Source organism: Nonomuraea jabiensis (assembly GCF_014204795.1).
In the GTDB taxonomy this organism is placed as follows: domain Bacteria; phylum Actinomycetota; class Actinomycetes; order Streptosporangiales; family Streptosporangiaceae; genus Nonomuraea; species Nonomuraea jabiensis.
This window is the reverse complement of sequence record NZ_JACHMB010000001.1, coordinates 12,875,475-12,893,445: the sequence shown is the minus strand read 5'-3', so window position 1 is coordinate 12,893,445 and position 17,971 is coordinate 12,875,475. Positions and strand designations below refer to the sequence as shown.

Annotated in this window: 15 protein-coding genes; 10 read left to right on the top strand and 5 right to left on the bottom strand. The window is 70.6% G+C overall.

Going from position 1 to position 17,971, the window contains the following annotated elements; translation table 11 throughout:
* Nucleotide 1 precedes the first annotated feature (1 nt).
* A complete protein-coding gene (locus HD596_RS58790; RefSeq protein WP_185077975.1) occupies nt 2-1,315 on the bottom strand; it encodes an ABC transporter substrate-binding protein in 1,314 nt (437 codons plus the stop codon).
* Nucleotides 1,316-1,525: 210 nt separating this feature from the next.
* Here HD596_RS58790 and HD596_RS58785 point away from each other — a divergent pair, with 210 nt between their 5' ends.
* From HD596_RS58785 to HD596_RS58775, 3 genes are read left to right on the top strand one after another with little or no spacing between them, the layout of a single operon-like run.
* A complete protein-coding gene (locus HD596_RS58785; RefSeq protein WP_185077974.1) occupies nt 1,526-2,527 on the top strand; it encodes an SIS domain-containing protein in 1,002 nt (333 codons plus the stop codon).
* Nucleotides 2,528-2,534: 7 nt separating this feature from the next.
* Nucleotides 2,535-3,395 carry a PfkB family carbohydrate kinase gene (locus HD596_RS58780; protein WP_185077973.1) on the top strand — a complete coding sequence of 287 codons (861 nt, stop codon included), beginning with the start codon at nt 2,535-2,537 and terminating at the stop codon, nt 3,393-3,395.
* 30 nt (nt 3,396-3,425) lie between these two features.
* On the top strand, nt 3,426-4,514 hold the full coding sequence (locus HD596_RS58775; protein ID WP_185077972.1) for a LacI family DNA-binding transcriptional regulator: 1,089 nt from the start codon (nt 3,426-3,428) through the stop codon (nt 4,512-4,514).
* 113 nt (nt 4,515-4,627) lie between these two features.
* Here the strand turns inward: HD596_RS58775 and HD596_RS58770 are convergent, their stop codons facing one another.
* The 3 genes from HD596_RS58770 to HD596_RS58760 all read right to left on the bottom strand — a co-directional run bounded on the left by HD596_RS58770 (nt 4,628) and on the right by HD596_RS58760 (nt 6,755).
* On the bottom strand, nt 4,628-5,266 hold the full coding sequence (locus HD596_RS58770; RefSeq protein ID WP_185077971.1) for a hypothetical protein: 639 nt from the start codon (nt 5,264-5,266) through the stop codon (nt 4,628-4,630).
* Nucleotides 5,259-6,164, bottom strand: coding sequence for a hypothetical protein (locus HD596_RS58765; protein WP_185077970.1), 906 nt, complete (start codon nt 6,162-6,164; stop codon nt 5,259-5,261). Before HD596_RS58765 ends, HD596_RS58770 begins: the two co-directional genes overlap by 8 nt.
* A 210-nt stretch (nt 6,165-6,374) precedes the next feature.
* The gene (locus HD596_RS58760; RefSeq protein ID WP_185077969.1) at nt 6,375-6,755 is read right to left on the bottom strand and encodes a DUF5997 family protein; all 381 of its coding nucleotides are present in this window, start codon (nt 6,753-6,755) and stop codon (nt 6,375-6,377) included.
* Nucleotides 6,756-6,810: 55 nt separating this feature from the next.
* Here HD596_RS58760 and HD596_RS58755 point away from each other — a divergent pair, with 55 nt between their 5' ends.
* From HD596_RS58755 to HD596_RS58730, 6 genes are all read left to right on the top strand, one after another.
* A complete protein-coding gene (locus HD596_RS58755) occupies nt 6,811-7,536 on the top strand; it encodes a LysR family substrate-binding domain-containing protein (RefSeq protein ID WP_313047488.1) in 726 nt (241 codons plus the stop codon).
* Nucleotides 7,537-7,837: 301 nt separating this feature from the next.
* Nucleotides 7,838-8,719 carry a TIGR03621 family F420-dependent LLM class oxidoreductase gene (locus HD596_RS58750; RefSeq protein ID WP_185077968.1) on the top strand — a complete coding sequence of 294 codons (882 nt, stop codon included), beginning with the start codon at nt 7,838-7,840 and terminating at the stop codon, nt 8,717-8,719.
* A 95-nt stretch (nt 8,720-8,814) separates the two neighbouring features.
* The gene (locus tag HD596_RS58745) at nt 8,815-9,174 is read left to right on the top strand and encodes a hypothetical protein (protein WP_185077967.1); all 360 of its coding nucleotides are present in this window, start codon (nt 8,815-8,817) and stop codon (nt 9,172-9,174) included.
* A gap of 4 nt (nt 9,175-9,178) precedes the next feature.
* Nucleotides 9,179-10,630 carry an FAD-dependent oxidoreductase gene (locus HD596_RS58740; RefSeq protein WP_185077966.1) on the top strand — a complete coding sequence of 484 codons (1,452 nt, stop codon included), beginning with the start codon at nt 9,179-9,181 and terminating at the stop codon, nt 10,628-10,630.
* Between the two features lie 12 nt (nt 10,631-10,642).
* Nucleotides 10,643-11,482, top strand: a complete 840-nt coding sequence (locus HD596_RS58735; RefSeq protein ID WP_246555528.1) for an SAM-dependent methyltransferase — start codon at nt 10,643-10,645, stop codon at nt 11,480-11,482.
* Nucleotides 11,483-11,606: 124 nt separating this feature from the next.
* The gene (locus HD596_RS58730) at nt 11,607-14,375 is read left to right on the top strand and encodes an ATP-binding protein (RefSeq protein WP_185077965.1); all 2,769 of its coding nucleotides are present in this window, start codon (nt 11,607-11,609) and stop codon (nt 14,373-14,375) included.
* A 21-nt stretch (nt 14,376-14,396) separates the two neighbouring features.
* Here HD596_RS58730 and HD596_RS58725 read toward each other — a convergent pair whose 3' ends face one another.
* Nucleotides 14,397-15,482: an FUSC family protein gene (locus HD596_RS58725; RefSeq protein WP_221520102.1), complete on the bottom strand. Its 1,086-nt coding sequence runs from the start codon at nt 15,480-15,482 to the stop codon at nt 14,397-14,399.
* 625 nt (nt 15,483-16,107) lie between these two features.
* Between HD596_RS58725 and HD596_RS58720 the strand changes: the two genes are divergently transcribed.
* Nucleotides 16,108-17,307 carry an MFS transporter gene (locus HD596_RS58720; protein ID WP_281398375.1) on the top strand — a complete coding sequence of 400 codons (1,200 nt, stop codon included), beginning with the start codon at nt 16,108-16,110 and terminating at the stop codon, nt 17,305-17,307.
* Nucleotides 17,308-17,971: the final 664 nt, after the last annotated feature.

Here is a 17,971-nt window from a genome sequence, read left to right as displayed (position 1 = left end):
CCTACTTGGCTTCGGCCGAGGCCTGGCGCACGCTTTCGAGCACCTGCTCGGCGGTCTTGCCACCGCTGACGATCGCCTCGCCGCCGGCCAGCCACGCGTCGGCCACCTCGGGCACGGTGACCATGTCGAGCCAGATGGCCAGCTTCGGCGCCTTGTTGACGAGCTGGACGCCCTCGTAGACGGCCTTGCTGGAGGTCTCCGGCGTGACCGCGCCGACGACCGTGCTGGGCTGCCCGTACGGCGGCGCGGACAGCGTCCTGGCGCTCTGCGCGCTCGTGGCGAACTTCATGAAGTCGACGGCCAGGGCGATCCTGGGCGACTTGGCGTTGATCAGGTAGCCCTCGGGCGAGCCCTCCAGCACCGCCGGGTCGCCGGGGTGGTCAGCCGGGACCGGGAGCTGGAAGATGCCGAAGTCCGCGGGCTTGAGCTTGCCCGACGTCGCGTTGTCGAACTCCAGGATCTCCTGGTAGTACATGGCGGCCTTGCCGTTGGCGAAGGCCTCCTGCGCCGAGGAGTAGAGCACGCCGTTCGTGCCGCTCTTCGTGTCGGTGCACTGGTCGACCAGCGTCTTGAACTGGTTGAGCGCGGTGACGTAGCCCGGGTTGTCGAGCTTGGCCGTGGCCGGGACGAAGTCGGCCTGGAGCACGGCGTCCGGCACGTTGTAGGCGAACAGCTGCTGCAGGTAGTGCAGGGCGGGCCAGCCGTCCTTGTTGCCGAAGGCGACGGGCTCGTACCCGGCCTTGCGCAGCGGGCCGCAGGCGGCGACGAGGTCCTCGAACGTCTTCGGCACCTCGACCCCGGCCTTGGCGAAGGCGCTCTTGCTGTAGCCCATGAACTTGCCGTTGCCGTACAGCGGGATCCCGTAGTTCTTGCCGTCGCGGGCGAAGGCGGCCAGCGAGCCGGGGCTGAACGTCCTGCCCCACTCCGTGTCCGGCCCGATCACCTTGGTGAGGTCGGCGGCGCGGCCGCCGCGGATGTAGTTGTCCGCCCAGTTGCCGGTCCAGGTGAAGTAGACGTCGGGCAGAGCGTCCGAGGCCGTGAGCGTCTTGAGCTTGTCCTTGACGCTCTGGTCGGTCTCCTGGATCAGCTCGACCTTCACCTGCGGGTGCTTCTTCTGGTACTCGGCCGCGAGGTTCTCGAAGTAGGGACCCGTCGGGTCGCCGGCGAACTTGGTGAGGATGCTCAGCGTGCCGGAGAACTCCGGCGTGGCGGCGGCGTCGGCCGCCGGGGCCGGCGCGGGCCGGCCGCCCGAGCAGGCGGCCAGCGTGAGTGTCCCGAGGAGTGCCGCGAACGTCGGCAGTGCGCGAGGGCGCATGGGCATCCTTTCTCTTTCAGGAACGCCTTTTGGTGTTGGCCGACCTTACAGCGCATCTGATACCGGTACCAGCCCCAGGTGCCAAGATCTTTTCTCGTCATCCTGAAGTGGCTGGTTGTTTGACGGATCCAGGACTTCTGTGTCAACGTGACTGCCGCGTGATACCGGTATCAGGTCGGTTCCGCGTCATTTCCCGGAAAGGATGCGAAGATGCTCGGGTTCAACGAGCCGGAATTTCTCTCCCAGGTGACGAGCGCGGTGGGCCTGCGCCCACGGATCGAGGAGCTGGTCGACCGGCTCGTGGACGAGGGGTTCAAGCACGTGCTCCTCGTCGGCGCCGGCGGCACCTACGCCCAGATGTGGCCTTACGAGCACCTGGCCCGGCGCAGCTCGACGCTCGACGTGCGCGCCGCGATCGCCGCCGAGCTGATCGTCTCCGGTGACGCCCGCCTGGGCGAGGACACCGTGGCGATCTTCACCTCGGTCTCCGGCACCACCGACGACACCATCCGCGCGATCGAGTACTGCAAGTCCAAGGGCGCCTTCACGGTCTCCTTCACCGGCCACCCCGACTCGCCCGTGGCCACGAAGGTGGACGCGGCGCTCGTCTCGCAGCCCAAGACCTGGCCCTTCGACATGCAGCTGCTGCTGTTCATGACCCGGCTGCTCGCCCGCCGGGGCGAGTTCGACGGGTACGAGAAGTTCGCCGCCGAGTTCGAGGGCGTCCCGGGGATCCTCGTCGAGGTCGCCAAGCAGGCCGAGCCGGTGGCCGCCGCGTTCGCCGAGGCCCACAAGGACAGCGACTACCACTTCCTCGTCGGCGGCGGGAACCTCTGGGGGTTCACGTACCTCTACTCCATGTGCATCCTCGAGGAGATGCAGTGGCTGCGCACGACCAGGGTGCACAGCGCGGAGTTCTTCCACGGCTCGCTCGAGCTGCTCGAAGAGGACACCAGCGTGATCATCTTCCAGGGCGAGGACGAGACGCGCCCGCTCACCGACCGCGCCGAGGCGTTCGCCCGGCGCGTCTCCAAGGACGTCACCGTCTTCGACACCCGCGACTACCCGCTCACCGGGATCAGCCCCGAGTTCCGCGGCCTGCTCGCGCCGCTCGTGCTCGACACCGTGATGAGCCGCGTCAGCAAGCACCTGGAGCGGGTCCGGGACCACTCCCTCGACCTGCGCCGCTACTACCGCGTCATGGACTACTGAGGCCCGCATGCGAGTGCTCGGCTTCGGCGACAACATCGTCGACCGGTTCATCGACCGCGGCGTCGACTACCCCGGCGGCAACAGCGTCAACGTCGCCGTCTACGCCCGCCGCCTCGGCCTCGAGTCGGCCTACCTGGGCGTCTTCGGCGACGACTCGCTCGGGGGCTTCCTGCGGGAGTCGATCGCCGCGGAGGGGGTCTCGATCGAGGCCTGCGTCGTACGGGAGGGCGAGAGCGGCGTCTCGCACCTGCGGGTCGACGACGGCGACCGCGTCTTCCTCGGCTGGAACGGCGGCGGCGTCACCGTACGCGAGCCTCTTGTGCTCGACGACGGCCTGCTCGGCTACGTGGGCGGCTTCGACCTCGTGCATTCGAGCGTCTACTCCCGCAGCGAGCCCGAGCTGCCGAAGCTGGCCGGGCTCCGCACGCTGGTCAGCTTCGACCTGTCCAGCGAGGCGGAGTACCGCAGCCCGGCCTACCTCGACCGCGTCTGCCCGCACGCCGACCTCGTGCTGCTGTCCTGCTCCGACCTCGACGCGGCCGCCACCGGCGACCTGCTGGCCGAGGCGGTACGGCGGGGCGCCCGGCTCGCGGTCGGCACGCGCGGCGTGGACGGCGCCATCGCCCACGACGGCCACGCCCTGGTGAGCGCTCCCGCGCAGCGCGCCGACGGCATCGTCGACACGATGGGCTGCGGCGACGCCTTCCTCGCCGGGTTCGCCGTCTCGCTGCTGCGTGACGGCTGGACCTCCGGGGACCGGCCGGGGCTCGGCCCGATCGCGCGGGCGCTGGCCCTGGGGGCGGAATCGGCCCGCGACCAGTGCTTCGTCGAGGGCGCCTTCGGCCGCGGCCGGCTGACTACGATGTGATGGGCCGATCAGGAACGGGGGAAGGGATCCATGCCAGCTGACCGTGGCCAGGGGCCGACGATCTCCGAGGTCGCGGCCGAGGCCGGCGTGGGCCGCGCCACGGCGGCCCGTACGCTCGGCGGCTACGGATACGTCAGCCCGGAGCTGCGCGCGCGGGTGCTCGCGGCGGCCGAGAAGCTCGGCTACCGCGCCAACGCGCTCGCGCGCAGCATGTCGACGGGCGTGAGCCACACCCTGGGCGTGATCGTGGCCGACATCGGCAACCCGTTCTTCGCGGGGTTGCTGCGGGGGATCTCCGACAGCGCGCGGGCGCGGGGGTTCGACGTGATCGTGCTGAGCACGTACGAGAACCTGCAGGAGGAGATCGCGGCCACCAACGTGCTCATCGACAAGCGGGTCGACGGCGTCGTCGTCGCCTCGGCCGCGCTCGACCGCGACCAGGTCGCCCACATCAGGGCGGCCATGGACCGGGGCATCCCCGTCGTGCTCGTCGACCGCGCGGTGGCCGCCCTCGACCTCGACGCGGTCGTCATCGACAACCGCGAAGCGGCCCGCGAGGCGGTCGAGGTGCTCATCGCGGCCGGTCACCGGCGCATCGGGTTCGTGTGGGGGCCGCCGGTGGCGCAGCCGCCGTCGACCAGGCGCGAGCTGCTGGCGGCGGCCTCGCGCAACCTGTGGACGGACGGCGAGCGGTTGCGGGGTTACCTCGACGCGCTCGACGACGCGCACATCCCGTTCGATCCGGAGCTGGTGATGGTCGGGCCCAAGACGGAGGCGCGGGTGGTGGGGGAGGTCGGCCGCATGCTCGCCCTCCCCGACCGGGTCACCGCCGTGTTCTGCACGGAGACCGACGGCATGACCGGCTCCCTGCGCGCCCTGCGCAAGGCGGGGCTGTCCTACCCGGAGGACGTGGCGCTGATCGGGTTCGACGACAGCGCGTGGGCGGCGGTCATGGACCCGCCGCTGACGATGATCGCCCAGCCGGTGCACCAGCTCGGCGCCAAGGCGGCCGAGGTTCTCCTCGACATCCTGGGCGGGGCGGAGCCGGCGCGCACCATGCACACCCTCCGCTCCCAGCTCATCCAACGCGCCTCGGTCGCCCCGCCGGCCTCGCGGTAGTCGATCAGCCCGCCAGACGACCCCCGCCGTGACCGCCGTCGTCGCGGAGGCGCGGGCCGGCTACCCGGGTTCCGTCACCAGGGCAAGGCCGAGCCGCCGGCCTCGGGCTCTTCTCAGCCCTTCGCGGCACGGTCGAGGAGGGACCACAACACGGGCAGATCCCGCGCTTCCCCACGCCTGTTCGCCGTGGCGGCGCCGAGCGACCTGGGAGCGACGACGGTGGACGGCACGTTGCCGGCCAGCTCGGTCGCGACCAGCGACATGTTCCACGACTCCGGGGCCGAGAGACTGGCGTGCAGACGGCCCGCCGGGATCAGGTACGGCGCGTCGTCCGGCGCCCTGCGCAGCCGTCCGTCCGCCTCGACCACGACCCCCTCCCGCTCCAGCCGCAGGCGGCTGGAGCCCTGACCGTAGTCGCTGGTCACCGAGTACGCCGCCAGCGGCGAGTCCGGCTCGTCGGCGATCGTGTAACACGCCTCGTCCAGCGCACCCAGCAGGACCACGCTCCAGAGGTGCCAGCCGTGCGCGTGCACCTGCTGCAGATGCGTGCCGTTCCTCCGCATCCGCTCTTCCTGCACTGCTTTGGGGGGCCACAGATGCACGCGAATCTGCCAGCCCGGGACGAACGCCTGCTCCAGCCGTACCACCATGAATCCGTACGGATGCTCATAGGCGAGCACCCGATCGCGGCCGATCCACTCCCGGATTTCCGCCACGCGCCGCCGGGCCAGCCATTCGGCCGGGCTAGGCATAATCGTGCTCCCGGTTCAGCGTTCGCACGATCTCCCGGAGTTCTTCCCGCGACGGCCGGGCCACGCCCAAGCCCCCGTAGAATTCCTCGAGAATCACCAAATGCTGCTCGGTCAGTTTCCGCGGATCGGCCGGCATGGCCTGACTCAGCCGCGGGCTGACGACCCGGCAGGCTTTCCAGCTGATATCGAAATCGTCCGAATACGGTTTGAAGAACTGGGACTCGGTGCGGAACAGCAACGCGTCCTCGCCCTTGTTCTGCCCGGTGACCAGCGCCGCCTGGTCGGTGAGGTCCAGGCTCATCACCCAGATCGAAGGGCTGAACCCGAACTCGACCCGGACGCGCGGTGCGTCCTTGACGTGGAGCGCGGCACGCAGCAACGACGCGCACACCTCCAGCCGGGCGCGCGAGGCAGACCAGGTGCCCACGCGGGAGCGGATGTCGCTCATCGACTCGGCGTATGCCGCCAGAAGAGGAGGCTGGTCGGGATCGAGGCACTGCACCCGCATCCTGATCGAGGCGCCCCGATCCAGGGCGGAGGCGACAAGGGCGGGGAGGGTCACCGAGGTGAAGTAGTTGGCGCCGCGTGAGCGGACGGACCACTCCCTGGCGTTGTCGGTCATGTCCGCGATGGCCCGCGCGATGTCGCGGCTGGGCACGACCTCATAGGCCGGCGCCGCGTTCTGGGGGAAGAGATAGATGTACGCGGCGCCGACGATGATGGAGGTCAGCACCGCGGCGATGAGGTTGTCGGCGATGCCGGAAAGGCTCTGCAGGATCGCGCTGCCGGCCGTGGCGGCGCTTAACACGGTGAATCTCAGCAGAATGAGCCCGGCGCCGGCCAGGCCGAGCGAGAGAAAATACCAACGGCGTATGAATGCGGAGCGGGAAAGGTCCACTCGAGCCGTCCTCACCGATTGCGCAAGCGGCCGAACCGGTCCATGGTAAGACAACCCGTGGGGGCGGAAAAGCGGTCTCCGCATTCTCCACGGCCGCCGGCGGATCGCCGGTCGGCAAGGAAGACACCGAACGCCTGCGGCGGCAGGAACAACCGGAGCTCGGCCGTTACTTCTCGACGGGCCAGTCTCGGGCCGGAAAGGCGCGGGAGCTCAGCCGTCCTGCCGTTGCTTGAGGCGGAGCGCTTCCTTGCGCGTCTCGGCCTGGACGGACCGCTCGTGCTCCAGCCACGGCGGGTTCTCCGCCTTCAGCGCATCGATCTCGGCGGTGGTGAGCGGTTCGGTGATCCCGGCTCTGATCAGGCCGGAATTGGAGACGCCGAGCTTCGCGGCGACGACCTGCCTCGGGTGCGGGCCGTTACGGCGCAGCTCGGTGAGCCAGGCGGGCGGCCTCGACTGCAACTCGTTCAGCTCGTCCCTGGAGACGACGCCCGCCTGGAACTCGGCGGGAGTGGCCGAGAGGAGGACACCCAGCTTCTTGGCCGCCGTCTCGGGCTTCATCGTCTGGATGCTCTTCGGTTTGGACGAGGTCATGACGTCAAGAGTAGTCAGTCGGAACGGGTTTCCATGACATCGATACCCTGAGGACGTGACTGACGGGGAGACCAAGGTGTTCCGGCTGGCGTACGTGCCTGGGGTGACACCCGCGAAATGGGTCAACATCTGGGCGGAGCGGATGCCCGAGGTGCCGATCATCCTGGCCACGGTTCCCCCGGCCGAGGCGGTGGGTCTCCTCCGGGACGGCGGCGCCGACGCCGGCTTCGTCAGGCTCCCGGTCGACCGGGACGGGCTCAGCGTGATTCCGCTCTACGTGGAGACCACGGTGGTCGTGGTGCCCAAGGACCACGCGGTGGCCGCCGTCGAGGAGGTGTCCACCGCCGACCTGGCCGACGACGAGGTGCTCCATCCTCTGGACGACACCATCGAGTGGACCGTCCGGCCCGGGCTGCCCGCCTTCACCCGCCCGGCCACGACGGCCGAGGCGGTCGAGCTGGTGGCGGCCGGTGCCGGGCTGCTCGTGGTTCCGCAGTCGCTGGCCCGCCTCCACCACCGCAGGGATCTCACGTACCGGCCGGTGTCGGACGCGCCGCAGTCCCAGGTCGCCCTGGCCTGGCTCACGGACGCGACCACCGACCTGGTGGAGGATTTCATCGGCATCGTACGCGGCCGGACGGTGAACAGCTCGCGGGGCCGTCCCCCTGCCGCCCCTGCGGAGAAGCCGGCACAGCGGCAGGCACAGAAACCCGCGAAGAACCGCTCCGGCCGCCGGGCGGTGCCGGCCGACCGTAAAAGGAAGGGCCACCGGCCCCGGTGACCCGCATCGGTCACGCCGAAGGGGCAGCACCGAGAGGGTCAGGCCGGCCCTGATCCCAGACGCTGTGCGTGCTGCAGAACCGCAGGTGCGGCCGGGCGGCCAGCGGCGGCGCAAAGGAGCTTGTGCACTCCGCCTCTCCCGTTGACCGGCAGCGCGTACTGGCTGGAGGCGCCCGGCTGGGCGATGCCGAACGGCTCGCCGCGATGTTTCCGTTGCGTCTTTCCTCCTCGCCGCCCAAGTCATATCCTCACTTGGGGACATTCAAGTCTCCAAGTGAGGACTTTCGACGAAAGGCCGGTCCATGCACGCGTTCCGTTTCGGCGTCGCCCTGCACGTCCCCTCGACCCGCCGCGAATGGGTGGAGAAGTGCAGGAAGGCTGAGTCGCTGGGCTACGACACCATCGCGGTCGCCGACCACCTGGGCATGCCCGCCCCGTTCCCCGCCATCGTGCTGGCCGCCGAGGCCACCGAGCGGGTACGGCTCGGCACCCACATGCTCAACGCCAACTTCTACCGGCCCGCCCTGGCCGCCCGCGACATCGCCAGCACCGACCTGTTCATCGACGGGCGGCTGGAGCTGGGGCTGGGCGCCGGCCATGCCAGGCACGAATTCGAGGCGGCCGGGCTCCCGTACGGGAGCGGCGGCGAGCGCGTGGACGGCCTCCAGCGCATGGTGTCGGAGCTGCGCAGGCTCTTCGCCGATCCCGAGGTGCTGCCCCGCCCGGCCCAGCGGCCGGGACCGCCCCTCATGATCGCCGGGCGGGGAGACCGGCTGCTGCGATACGCGGCGCGCGAAGCCGACATCATCGGCTTCAGCGGGGCCAGCACCTCCAGGCACGAGGACGGCGGCCTGCCGGCGTTCGCCTCCGCCGAGTCCATGGCCGAACGGGCGGACTTCGTCCGGGCCGCGCTGGGTGACCGGGCCGGGAAGGTGGAGTTCAACAGCACCGTGCCCATGGTCGTCATCACGAACGACAGCAGGGCGGCGCTGGAGAAGGCGGCCCCCTTCGCGCCCCACCTCAGCATCGAGGAACGCGCCGAGGCGCCGAGCCTGCTGATCGGCACGGCCCAGCAGATCGCCGACAAGCTGCGCAAGAACCGCGAGCGGCTCGGATTCGGCTACATCACCGTCCTGGAGGGCGGCATGGACGCGATGGGCCAGGTCATGGAGCTGCTCCGATAACTGGTGTAAGCCGACCAGTCAGATTACTGATTTGGCTCCGCGGCCGCGCGATTAGCGTCATTCGCGTCCAGAGAAAACAGGGAGGAAACGTGTCCGTGGCAAAATTCATCCTGGTTCCGGCGGCGGCCGCCCTCGTCCTCATGGCAGCCGATGTGACGACGGCCACCGCCCAACCGTCCGGCGTCGCGGCGGCCACCGGCGGCGAGGCCGTGAAACGTAAGTCGTTCGACTGCGCCTCGCCCAAGGGCAAGAAGCTCAACCTCTCCTGGGATCCGGGAATCGTCTCCGTCACCGTCTACTTCAACAATCACTGCAAGCAGAAACGCCATATCAAGCTCGACTTCAAACAGGCCACCGATGTGTGCTTCACCGTCAATGCGAAGACCAAGGGGAAGAAGAAGGTCTACACCACTGGAGCGGTGCTCCGGTCGATAACCTCCCCTTCGGAGTGCTGACACCATGAACGCGGACGTGATCATCGTCGGTGCCGGGCCGACCGGGTTGCTGCTCGCCGGTGACCTGGCCGGCGCCGGGATCCGCGTGACGCTGGTCGAGCGGCGTACGGAGCAGTCGCCGCTGTCGCGGGCCTTCGCCGTGCACGCGCGAACCCTGGAGATGCTCGACATGCGCGGGCTGGCCGACCAGGCCCTGGCCACCGGCACCACGGTCCCGGGCCTGCTGATCTGGGACCACGTCAAGATCGGGATGACCGAGCTGCCGGGCCGTCACCCGTACATGCTCATCACGCCGCAGTACGAGATCGAGCGGCTCCTGGCCAAGCGAGCCCTGGACAACGGCGCCGAGCTGCTGGCCGGACAGGAGGTCACGGGCCTGGAGCAGGACGGCGGCGGGGTGGACGTGCGGGTGCGGACCCTGGACGGGGACCAGCGGACCCTGCGGACCTCCTACGTGGTGGGGGCCGACGGCAGGTACAGCACCGTGCGCGAGGCCGCCGGGATACCCTTTCCCGGCCACGCCGTCGCGCAGTCGATGATGCTCGCCGATGTCAGGCTGGCCGAGAGGCCCGCCGAGTTGCTGTCGGTCAACGGCGTCCGGCAGGGGTTCGTGTTCATCGCCCCGTTCGGGGACGGCTGGTATCGCGTCATCGGCCGAAACCACACGAACGGCGACCTGTCCGATGAGGTGCCGGTGGACTTCGAGGAGCTGAAGTGGCTGACCCGCAAGGCGTACGGCACCGACTTCGGCATGCACGACCCGCGCTGGATGTCGCGTTTCCACAGCGAGGAGCGGCAGGCCGTCCACTACCGGGCCGGCCGGGTGTTCCTCGTCGGCGACGCCGCGCACGTGCACGCGCCCGCCGGCGGCCAGGGCATGAACACCGGCCTGCAGGACGCCGCCAACCTGAGCTGGAAGCTGGTGGCGGCCGTACGCGGCTGGGCGCGGCCGGGCCTGCTGGACAGCTACGAGCGGGAACGGCATCCGGTGGGCAGGACCGTACTGCGTACCAGTGGATTGCTGACCCGGCTGGCGCTCCTGCGCTCGCCGGTCCTGCGCGCGGCGCGCAACCAGGTCAGCGGGGCGCTCATGCGGGTAGGGCCTGTTCGCCGGGCCGCGGCCCGCAACATGCTGTCCGGCCTCGCCATCCGCTATCGCACGCCGGGTGCCACCTTCGCGGGGGCGGGAAGGCGCGTCCCCGATTTCGCGATCGACGGCGGAACGCCCGGAAGGCTGTACGAGGCCCTGCGCGGCGGCAGGTTCGTGCTCAGCACCCGGCTCAGCCCACCGCCCGGCTGGAGCGATCGAACCGACCACGTCGTCCCCGCCGGGGCCGGCACGCGGAGCACGCTCGTGCGGCCCGACGGCTACCTCGCCTGGGCGAGTGACAAGCCCACCAGCGGCGACCTGGTCCAGGCCCTGACCGACTGGTGCGGGCCGGCCCGCATCGGCTGAATGGAGGTTGACATGAGTGGGACATCCTTGCAGGGAATCGGCGAGACGAGCATCGGCGTGGCCGCGCTTCGCGCGCTGGAGAACAGCCGTGCGGATCGTCTCTTCGACGACCCGTACGCCGAGCGCTTCGTACGGGCGGCCGCCGGCGACGCCTATTGGGAGAGGGCGCCGGCGGGGTGGACGGAGTTCGCCGAGCTGATGGCCGGACAGGTGGCGGTGCGCACCCGGTACCTCGACGACGCGCTGCTGAAGGCCACGGAGGAGGGCTGCGACCAGGTCGTGCTGCTGGCCTGCGGCATGGACGCGCGCGCGTACCGGCTGGGCTGGCCGGCCGGGACACGTGTGTTCGAGGTCGATTTCGCCGAGGTGCTGGCGTTCAAGTCCGGCGTCCTGAAGGGCGCCGAACCACTGTGCCGGCGGGTGGAGGTCGCGACCGACCTGCGCTCCGACTGGCCGGGCGCGCTGCGCGAGGCCGCGTTCGCGCCGGAGCGCCCGGCCGCCTGGCTCATGGAGGGCATTCTGTACGCCCTGACGCCCGACGCCGCGGACGTCCTGCTCGACCGCGTGACGGACCTGGCGGCGCCCGGCAGCGTCGTGGCCTTCGACCACGCCCCGGACAACCCCGCGCTGCGGGCGGCGCGGACCGCGATCTCCGCCGATCTGGCCGAGCTGTGGGTCGGCGGCCCCGAACTGGACCCTGATCGCTGGCTGGGCGCCCGGGGCTGGATGGGGCGGGCACAGGATGTCTGCGAGGTGGCCGCCGCCTACGGCCGTCCCGCACCGCCCGCCTTCGACCCCGCCCGGGCGGGCTCCGGTCCCGGCTGGCTGGCCACCGCCCGGCTCACGGGGTGACTCGGCAGCACCGCGGGGACGACCCGGGGGTGAGCGGATTCGCCGTCGCGGCCTCAGCCGGCGCTCGGGCGACCACGGCGTGGATCCACAGCGTGATGGCGGCGTCGAGCGGAGGGGATCGGTCATGCTCATAGGGCGGGTCGAGGAACAGGCGGCCATCGATCGGCTGCTCATGGACGCCCGCTCGGGCCGGAGCGGGGCGCTGGTGGTGCGCGGCAAGGCCGGGATCGGCAAGTCGGCGCTGCTCGACTACGCCGCCGAGGCGGCCGGCGACGACATCCGGGTGCTGCGCGGAGCGGGTTTCGAGCCGGAGATGGAGCTGCCGTTCGCCGGCCTGCACCTGCTCCTGCGCGGCGCCCTCGACGGCGTCGACCGGCTGCCCGACGGGCAGGCGGCGGCGCTGCGCGGCGCGCTCGGCATGGGGCGCGCGTCCGGCGGCGACCGGTTCCTGGCCGGGCTGGCGGTGCTCACCCTGCTGGCCGATCTCGCGGAGCGGCGGCCGCTGCTGTGCCTGGTGGACGACGCGCAGTGGCTCGACCACGCGTCGGCGGAGGCACTGCTGTTCGCCGCCCGTCGCCTGGAGGCGGAGGGCGTCGTGATCGTCTTCGCCGCCCGCGAGGACGAGCACGCGTTCCCCGCCGTCGGCGTGCCGGACTTACACCTCTCGGGGCTCGACACGGCGTGCGCCGCCGAGCTGCTGACCAAGCACGCCGGCGACCTGGCCCCCCAGGCATGCGCGCACCTGCTCGAAGAGGCGCAGGGCAACCCGCTGGCCCTGCTGGAACTGCCGGCGCTCCTCACCCGGGAACAAGGCGCCGGCGAGTCACCCATCCGGGCCATCGGCATCGGCTCCCGCCCCGCGCCCGGGCGCGTTCATCGTGCCTTCCGCGACCGCATCACGCGGCTGCCCGAGGGGGCGCAGACCGTCCTGCTGGTGGCCGCCGCGGACGACACCGGCGCCCTCGACGTCGTTCTGGGAGCGGTACGGGAGCTCGGCGCCGACCTGGCCGACGTCGACGCGGCCGAGGCGGCGGGCCTGATCCACGTCGGCGACGGCCGCATCCGCTTCCGGCATCCGCTCGTACGCGCCGCCGCCTACCAGGTCGCCTCCCTGGTACGGCGGCTGGCGATCCACCGTGCCCTGGCGCATGCCCTGGCCGGACGTCCTGGCGACGTGGACCGCTGGGCCTGGCACCTGTCCGCCGCCGCGACGGGGCCCGACGAGGAGACCGCCGCGGCGCTGGAACGCAGCGCGGAGCACGCCCGTACCAGAGGAGGGCACGCGGCGGTGGCGGCGGCCTGCGAGCGCGCGGCCCAGCTCAGCCCGGAGCCGCGCGACCGAGGCCGTCGTCTCACCGCGGCCGCCGCGGCGGCCGTGGAGGCAGGGCTGTACGCCCGTGCGACGGACCTCGCCGACCGGGCGGCGGCGGAGGTGGCCGACCCGATGGCGTTGGCGTTCCTCGCCCGGACCCGCGCGATGATCGCGATGGCGCACGGTCAGGCGCAGACCGCCCACACGCTGCTCGCCCAGGCGGCCGAGACCGTCATCGAGCAGGCCGAGGACGTGGCCATCACCCTCTACTTCGAAGCGCTCACCCCGGCCTGGATCGGCAGCGACTACACCGCTCTCACCCAGACGGCGGCACGCGTGTCCCAGTTGCGCGCCCCCACCGCCGGTCGGCTACGGCCGTTGACGCGGGCGCTCGCGGGAATGGGCGGCCTGGCCGCCGAGGAGCCGCCGACGGGCCTGGCGTGGCTGCGCGACCTGATCGAAGGCTTACGCGGCAGCTCCGAGCCGGTGGAGCTGCAGGAACGCGCCCACCTCGCCATCTGGGACCTGGTGATCGGCGACGATCTGGTCGCCTACGAAAGGGCCGCGGCCATCGAGCGCGAATGCCGCGCCCAGGGCGCGATCGGGCTCCTCCCGCTGGCGCTCGTCCTCGTGGCGCGCTCCCAGATGTTCCTCGGGCTGCACCGTGACGCCCTGGCCAGCGCCAAGGAAGGACTGCGCATCGCGCGTGACACCGGCCAGGGGCACTACGCGGCTCTGCTGACCGGAGTCATGACCTACCTGGCGGCGATCGAGGGCGACGAGGAGCGCTGCCTGGCGCTGGCGGAGGAGATCGCCGGCGTTCGCAACGCCGCCACGGGAGGCATGCGCTGCGTCTCGCTCAACCTGCTCGACCTCGCGCTGGGACGGCCGGAGGCGGCTCTGCACCGGGCCGAGGTGTTCGGCGCCTTCGGGCCCGCCGCACGTACCGTGATGGTCATGCACCGCATGCCGGACCTGGTCGAGGCGGCGGTGCGGGCCGGCCGCGCCGGCTTCGCGGCGGCGGCGTCCGAACGGGTGCAGATGTGGGCCGCGCAGACCCCCGTGCCCTGGGCCGGCGCGGTGGCGCTGCGCTGCCGGGCGCTGCTGGCCCCGGACGAGGAGGCCGAGCGGTATTTCGAGCAGGCGCTTCGGCTGCACCTGCGGGGCGGCCGGCTGTTCGAGCGGGCCCGTACGGAACTGCTCTACGGCGAGTGGCTACGGCGGCTGCGCCGGCGCGCGGACGCCTGCCGCCAGTTGCGGTCCGCCATGGAGATCTTCGAACGGCTGGGCTCGCGTCCGTGGGCCGACCGTGCCCGCGCGGAGCTGCGTGCCGCGGGGGAACGCCAGATCATGGAAGGACATGTCCCCGCGGGAGCGCTGGACCGGCTCACGGCCCAGGAACTGCAGATCATCCGGATGGCGGCCAGGGGCATGAGCAACAGGGACATCGCCGCGCAACTCTTCCTCAGCCCGCGGACCATCGGGTACCACCTGTACAAGGCGTATCCGAAGCTCGGGGTGGCGTCGCGGGCCGAGCTGGCCGCGCTCGATCTGGGAGAGGGCGGGCGGCTGCTCGATTGATCGCGCCTTACGTCTTTGGCCTTACGTCTTTGTCCGGCCGTAGCCGGGCAGGGTGTCCTGGTTGTCGGAGAGGATGGCCAGGATGCGGTCGGCGTCGGTGAGCAGGCTGCCGCTGAGCGCCCAGCCGCCGGGATGCTCGATCTGGCCGTGGCGGATCTCGCTGGTCATCCGCTCGTGGATGCGGACGGCATGGGCCTGGGCGCGGCCGATCAGTTCATGCGTATGGGCGGGGTCGCCGCGGCGTACCTTGCTGGCCAGCGCCTCGGCCAGCAGGTCGAGCAGGTCGGCGTAGTCGCGGGCGTAGTCGTCGCTGACGTCGGCCGGCTGCCCGGGGCCGGAACCCGGAGCGGCGGGGTGGTCGAGGTAGGACAGGGCGTGCACGATGGCGTGCACGTGCGCCGCCGCCGACGTCAGCAGCCGCAGCACCGGGCTCGGGTCGGCGGCGCCGGATCGGGGATGGAGGCGAAGGCGCAGGTTGTAGCGGCGGCTCTCGGTTCTGTCGGCCACCGCGGTGGTGGCCGCGGCCAGATGCTCGTCCAGTCGTACGGCCTGGCGCTCCCATTCCGGCAGCTCGGACAGGTTCCAGCCGTCGCGCAGCCCTTCGGCCATGGCGCCGAGCAGGGCGGCGGTCTCGCGGCCGAGGCGGCGTACCGCCAGGACGGGACGGTCGCGATACAGCGGCGGCCACAGCAGCAGGTTCACGCTCATCCCGCTCAGCGCGCCGATGGCGGTGGCCACGACGTAGCCCAGCAGGTAGCCCTCCTCGGAGGCGGCGCCGAAGGACAGCATGAGCACGGCGGTGGTGGCGACGTCGCTGCCGTGACGTCCCATCCGACGCCAGCGCGCGGCCAGCAGCGCGGGCGGAACGACGAGGACCAGGCTCAGCACGCCCAGGCCCATCACGTATCCGACGGCGCCGGCCAGGATCACCCCGGTGGCCACGGCCGCGACGCGGCGCAGCCCGTTGGTCAGCGTCTGGTAGACGGTGGCGTGCACCATGATCACCGCAGTGGCCGGCGCGATCCAGGCCGCCTGCGACAGCGACAGCCGGCTGACCACCAGCCAGGCCAGCACCGCCGCCAGGGTGGCCTTGGCGATCTGCCGCACCTGTAACCGCTGGTGCGAATCCCGCCTGGCCAGCCCTGCGACCTGCGCCCGGACATAGGCGGCCTGTCGTTCGGTCGATGCGGTTAACTGTCTCCACCTATCGCGCATGGGTGGACATCTCCCCATATGGCGGCACGGGATGTACGCGAACGGCGGTGCGATGAGTCGTGGCCACCGCAGCCGGATCGGCCGAGTCGATCCGAGGGCTGATCGCCGAGCGGCGAAGACCATGGCCTTGCCTACGCCCCGCCCTCGCGCACCTTCTGTGTCAGCGCGTCCAGCCAGCACTACGACCTGCACTTCTGATTGACCGCGGCGCCACAGTCCGCAATTCATCCCGCGCATATCCCGGATCTTGAGTCTCGGCCTTGGTTCCGGTGTCCAAGGGGCATGTGGAACCGTTCGCCTGCCTCGTCGCACCGGGAGAAACCATGGCTTGCTCTCGACCGAGAAGCCGAGCCGACAGACGCACGCCCAAGGCTGCGTGATCCCTTATGCGGCTACTTCAGCTTGTTCGCCGAGAGGGGATCAAGATAGACCTCTCGAACGGCATTGTGATCTGATCTTCCAAGCCTGCCTCAGGTTACCTGCACATAGATGATCAGATTTACGGGAGAGGGAGCCGATGGTTTCGGCGTCATTGGGACCGGCGTACCACCGGTTATGGCTGGCGACGGTGCTGTCCAATCTGGGCGATGGGATTCGGATGGCCGCCTTGCCGTTGTTGGCAGCCGCCATCACCTCTGATCCGGTTGCGGTGGCTGGTGTCGCCATCGCCGGGCAGAGCCCGTGGTTGTTGTTCGGGCTGTTCGCCGGGGCGATCATTGATCGATTTGACCAGCGTCGCCTTGCTGCGGCCGTCGATGTGGTTCGGGTATCGATGCTGGCCGTCCTGGTCGTTTCGGTTTCTCTGGATGTTGCCGGGATCGCGTTGCTTTATCTGGTGGCGTTCGTCTGTGGTGTAGGTGAGACGCTGCGCGACACCGCAACGGCCACGCTCCTTCCGCCTCTGGTGAAAGATGCCGATCTCGATCGGGCCAACGGTGGGTTGGTCAACGCGGAGGTCGCGGGGAACGAATTAGTGGGGCCGCCGATCGGTGGATATCTATTCGGCGTGGCGCTGGTGCTCCCGTTCGCAGTCAATGGCGGAGCCCTGGCTTTGGCGGCCGCTCTGATCTTCAGCCTGCCTGACGTGTTCGCGCCGAAAGCCGGTTCGTACGGCACCAAGGGTCGGATCTGGAGTGACACGCGCGCCGGTCTGCGGTGGCTGATCAAACATCCTCGCTTGCGAACGATCGTGGGCTTGGGTGCCGTGTTCGCGGCGATGGACAGTGCCTGGTTCGCCGTGCTCGTGCTCTACGTGCCTCAGGTCCTCGGTCTACCGGCTTGGGGCTATGGCGTGCTGCTGGGCGTCGGCGCCGTTGGGGGACTCGCCGGAGGGTTCTTCGCGACACGGGTCACGCGAATGATCGGACCCGCGGGAGCTCTGGCTGGGTGCCTCGGTTGCGCCGCGATCGGGCAACTGATGATCGGCATTACCGCTTCTGCCGTCGTGGTGGCCGCGGGTCTGGCCATCACAAGTGCTGCGTTCGGCGTGTGGGCCGTCGTGGCCCGTACTACTCGCCAGCGGCTTACTCCAGCCGAGATGCTCGGTCGAGTGAGCAGCGCGGCGATGACCGCGGTGATGAGCGCGTCTCCGCTGGGAGCCCTCCTCGGTGGCCTGGTTGCGACTGCGTGGGGGTTGAGAGCGCCGATCCTCGTTGGAGTTCCGGTCTTGACGGTGGCGGCTGTCGTTTGCTTCCTCGCGATGCGCGAACGCGGTTGAGTCGCGTAAGCGTCGACAGACGCAGACCTCTCGACCGATCACTCCGTCGCCGTCGCCCCAGGCCTTGGTCCGCTGGGTGGTGGGCAGCACGGGACAGTCCGCTCTGCGGCGGTGCGGCGCTTGGTCGGCGGGTCAGGGGCGTACGGGCGGGGCGGGCGTACGGCGGTGTCCCGCGCGGCGCTCGTGCGAGAACGACCCCCAGGCCGCACGCGCAGCGCGGGGCGTACGGCGGCGCGCCGCGCCGCCGCTTGACCTCGCGGCCCGGGCCGTCCGCGTTCGGCAACAGCATGTCGTGCTCGACACGGGGCGAGTTCCTCGTGGGCCGTGCGGGAGTTCGTACGGTCGCCATCCCGGAAGTGACCATCCCGGTGCTCCGCAACCACCCCGACGAGTTCGTCGCCCCAGAGGCCGACGTGCTGATCTTCGCCGGCTCACGAGCATCCTTCACAGCAGCGACTTCCGGCGCGGCCAAGGGGGATGAGAGCACGAGAGGGTCGGCTTCCCGGGTCTGCACTCCATGATCTCCGGCACGCGGGCAGCACGATCGCCGCGAGCTCCGACGTGAGCCCAAAGTTCTCATGCAGCGCATAGGACATGATTCGGTCCGGGCAGCACTGATCTACCGGTACAGCACGGATCGCCGACGCGATGAACGCGAGCGGTA

Bases quoted from the DNA above. Each gene is read 5' to 3' on its own strand.
- HD596_RS58730 (WP_185077965.1), top strand. From the start codon at position 11,607: ATGCTCATAGGGCGGGTCGAGGAACAGGCGGCCATCGATCGGCTGCTC.
- HD596_RS58775 (WP_185077972.1), top strand. From the start codon at position 3,426: ATGCCAGCTGACCGTGGCCAGGGGCCGACGATCTCCGAGGTCGCGGCC.
- HD596_RS58750 (WP_185077968.1), top strand. From the start codon at position 7,838: ATGCACGCGTTCCGTTTCGGCGTCGCCCTGCACGTCCCCTCGACCCGC.
- HD596_RS58790 (WP_185077975.1), bottom strand. From the start codon at position 1,315: ATGCGCCCTCGCGCACTGCCGACGTTCGCGGCACTCCTCGGGACACTC.
- HD596_RS58780 (WP_185077973.1), top strand. From the start codon at position 2,535: ATGCGAGTGCTCGGCTTCGGCGACAACATCGTCGACCGGTTCATCGAC.
- HD596_RS58740 (WP_185077966.1), top strand. From the start codon at position 9,179: ATGAACGCGGACGTGATCATCGTCGGTGCCGGGCCGACCGGGTTGCTG.
- HD596_RS58760 (WP_185077969.1), bottom strand. From the start codon at position 6,755: ATGACCTCGTCCAAACCGAAGAGCATCCAGACGATGAAGCCCGAGACG.
- HD596_RS58720 (WP_281398375.1), top strand. From the start codon at position 16,108: ATGGTTTCGGCGTCATTGGGACCGGCGTACCACCGGTTATGGCTGGCG.
- HD596_RS58770 (WP_185077971.1), bottom strand. From the start codon at position 5,266: ATGCCTAGCCCGGCCGAATGGCTGGCCCGGCGGCGCGTGGCGGAAATC.
- HD596_RS58735 (WP_246555528.1), top strand. From the start codon at position 10,643: ATGAGTGGGACATCCTTGCAGGGAATCGGCGAGACGAGCATCGGCGTG.
- HD596_RS58785 (WP_185077974.1), top strand. From the start codon at position 1,526: ATGCTCGGGTTCAACGAGCCGGAATTTCTCTCCCAGGTGACGAGCGCG.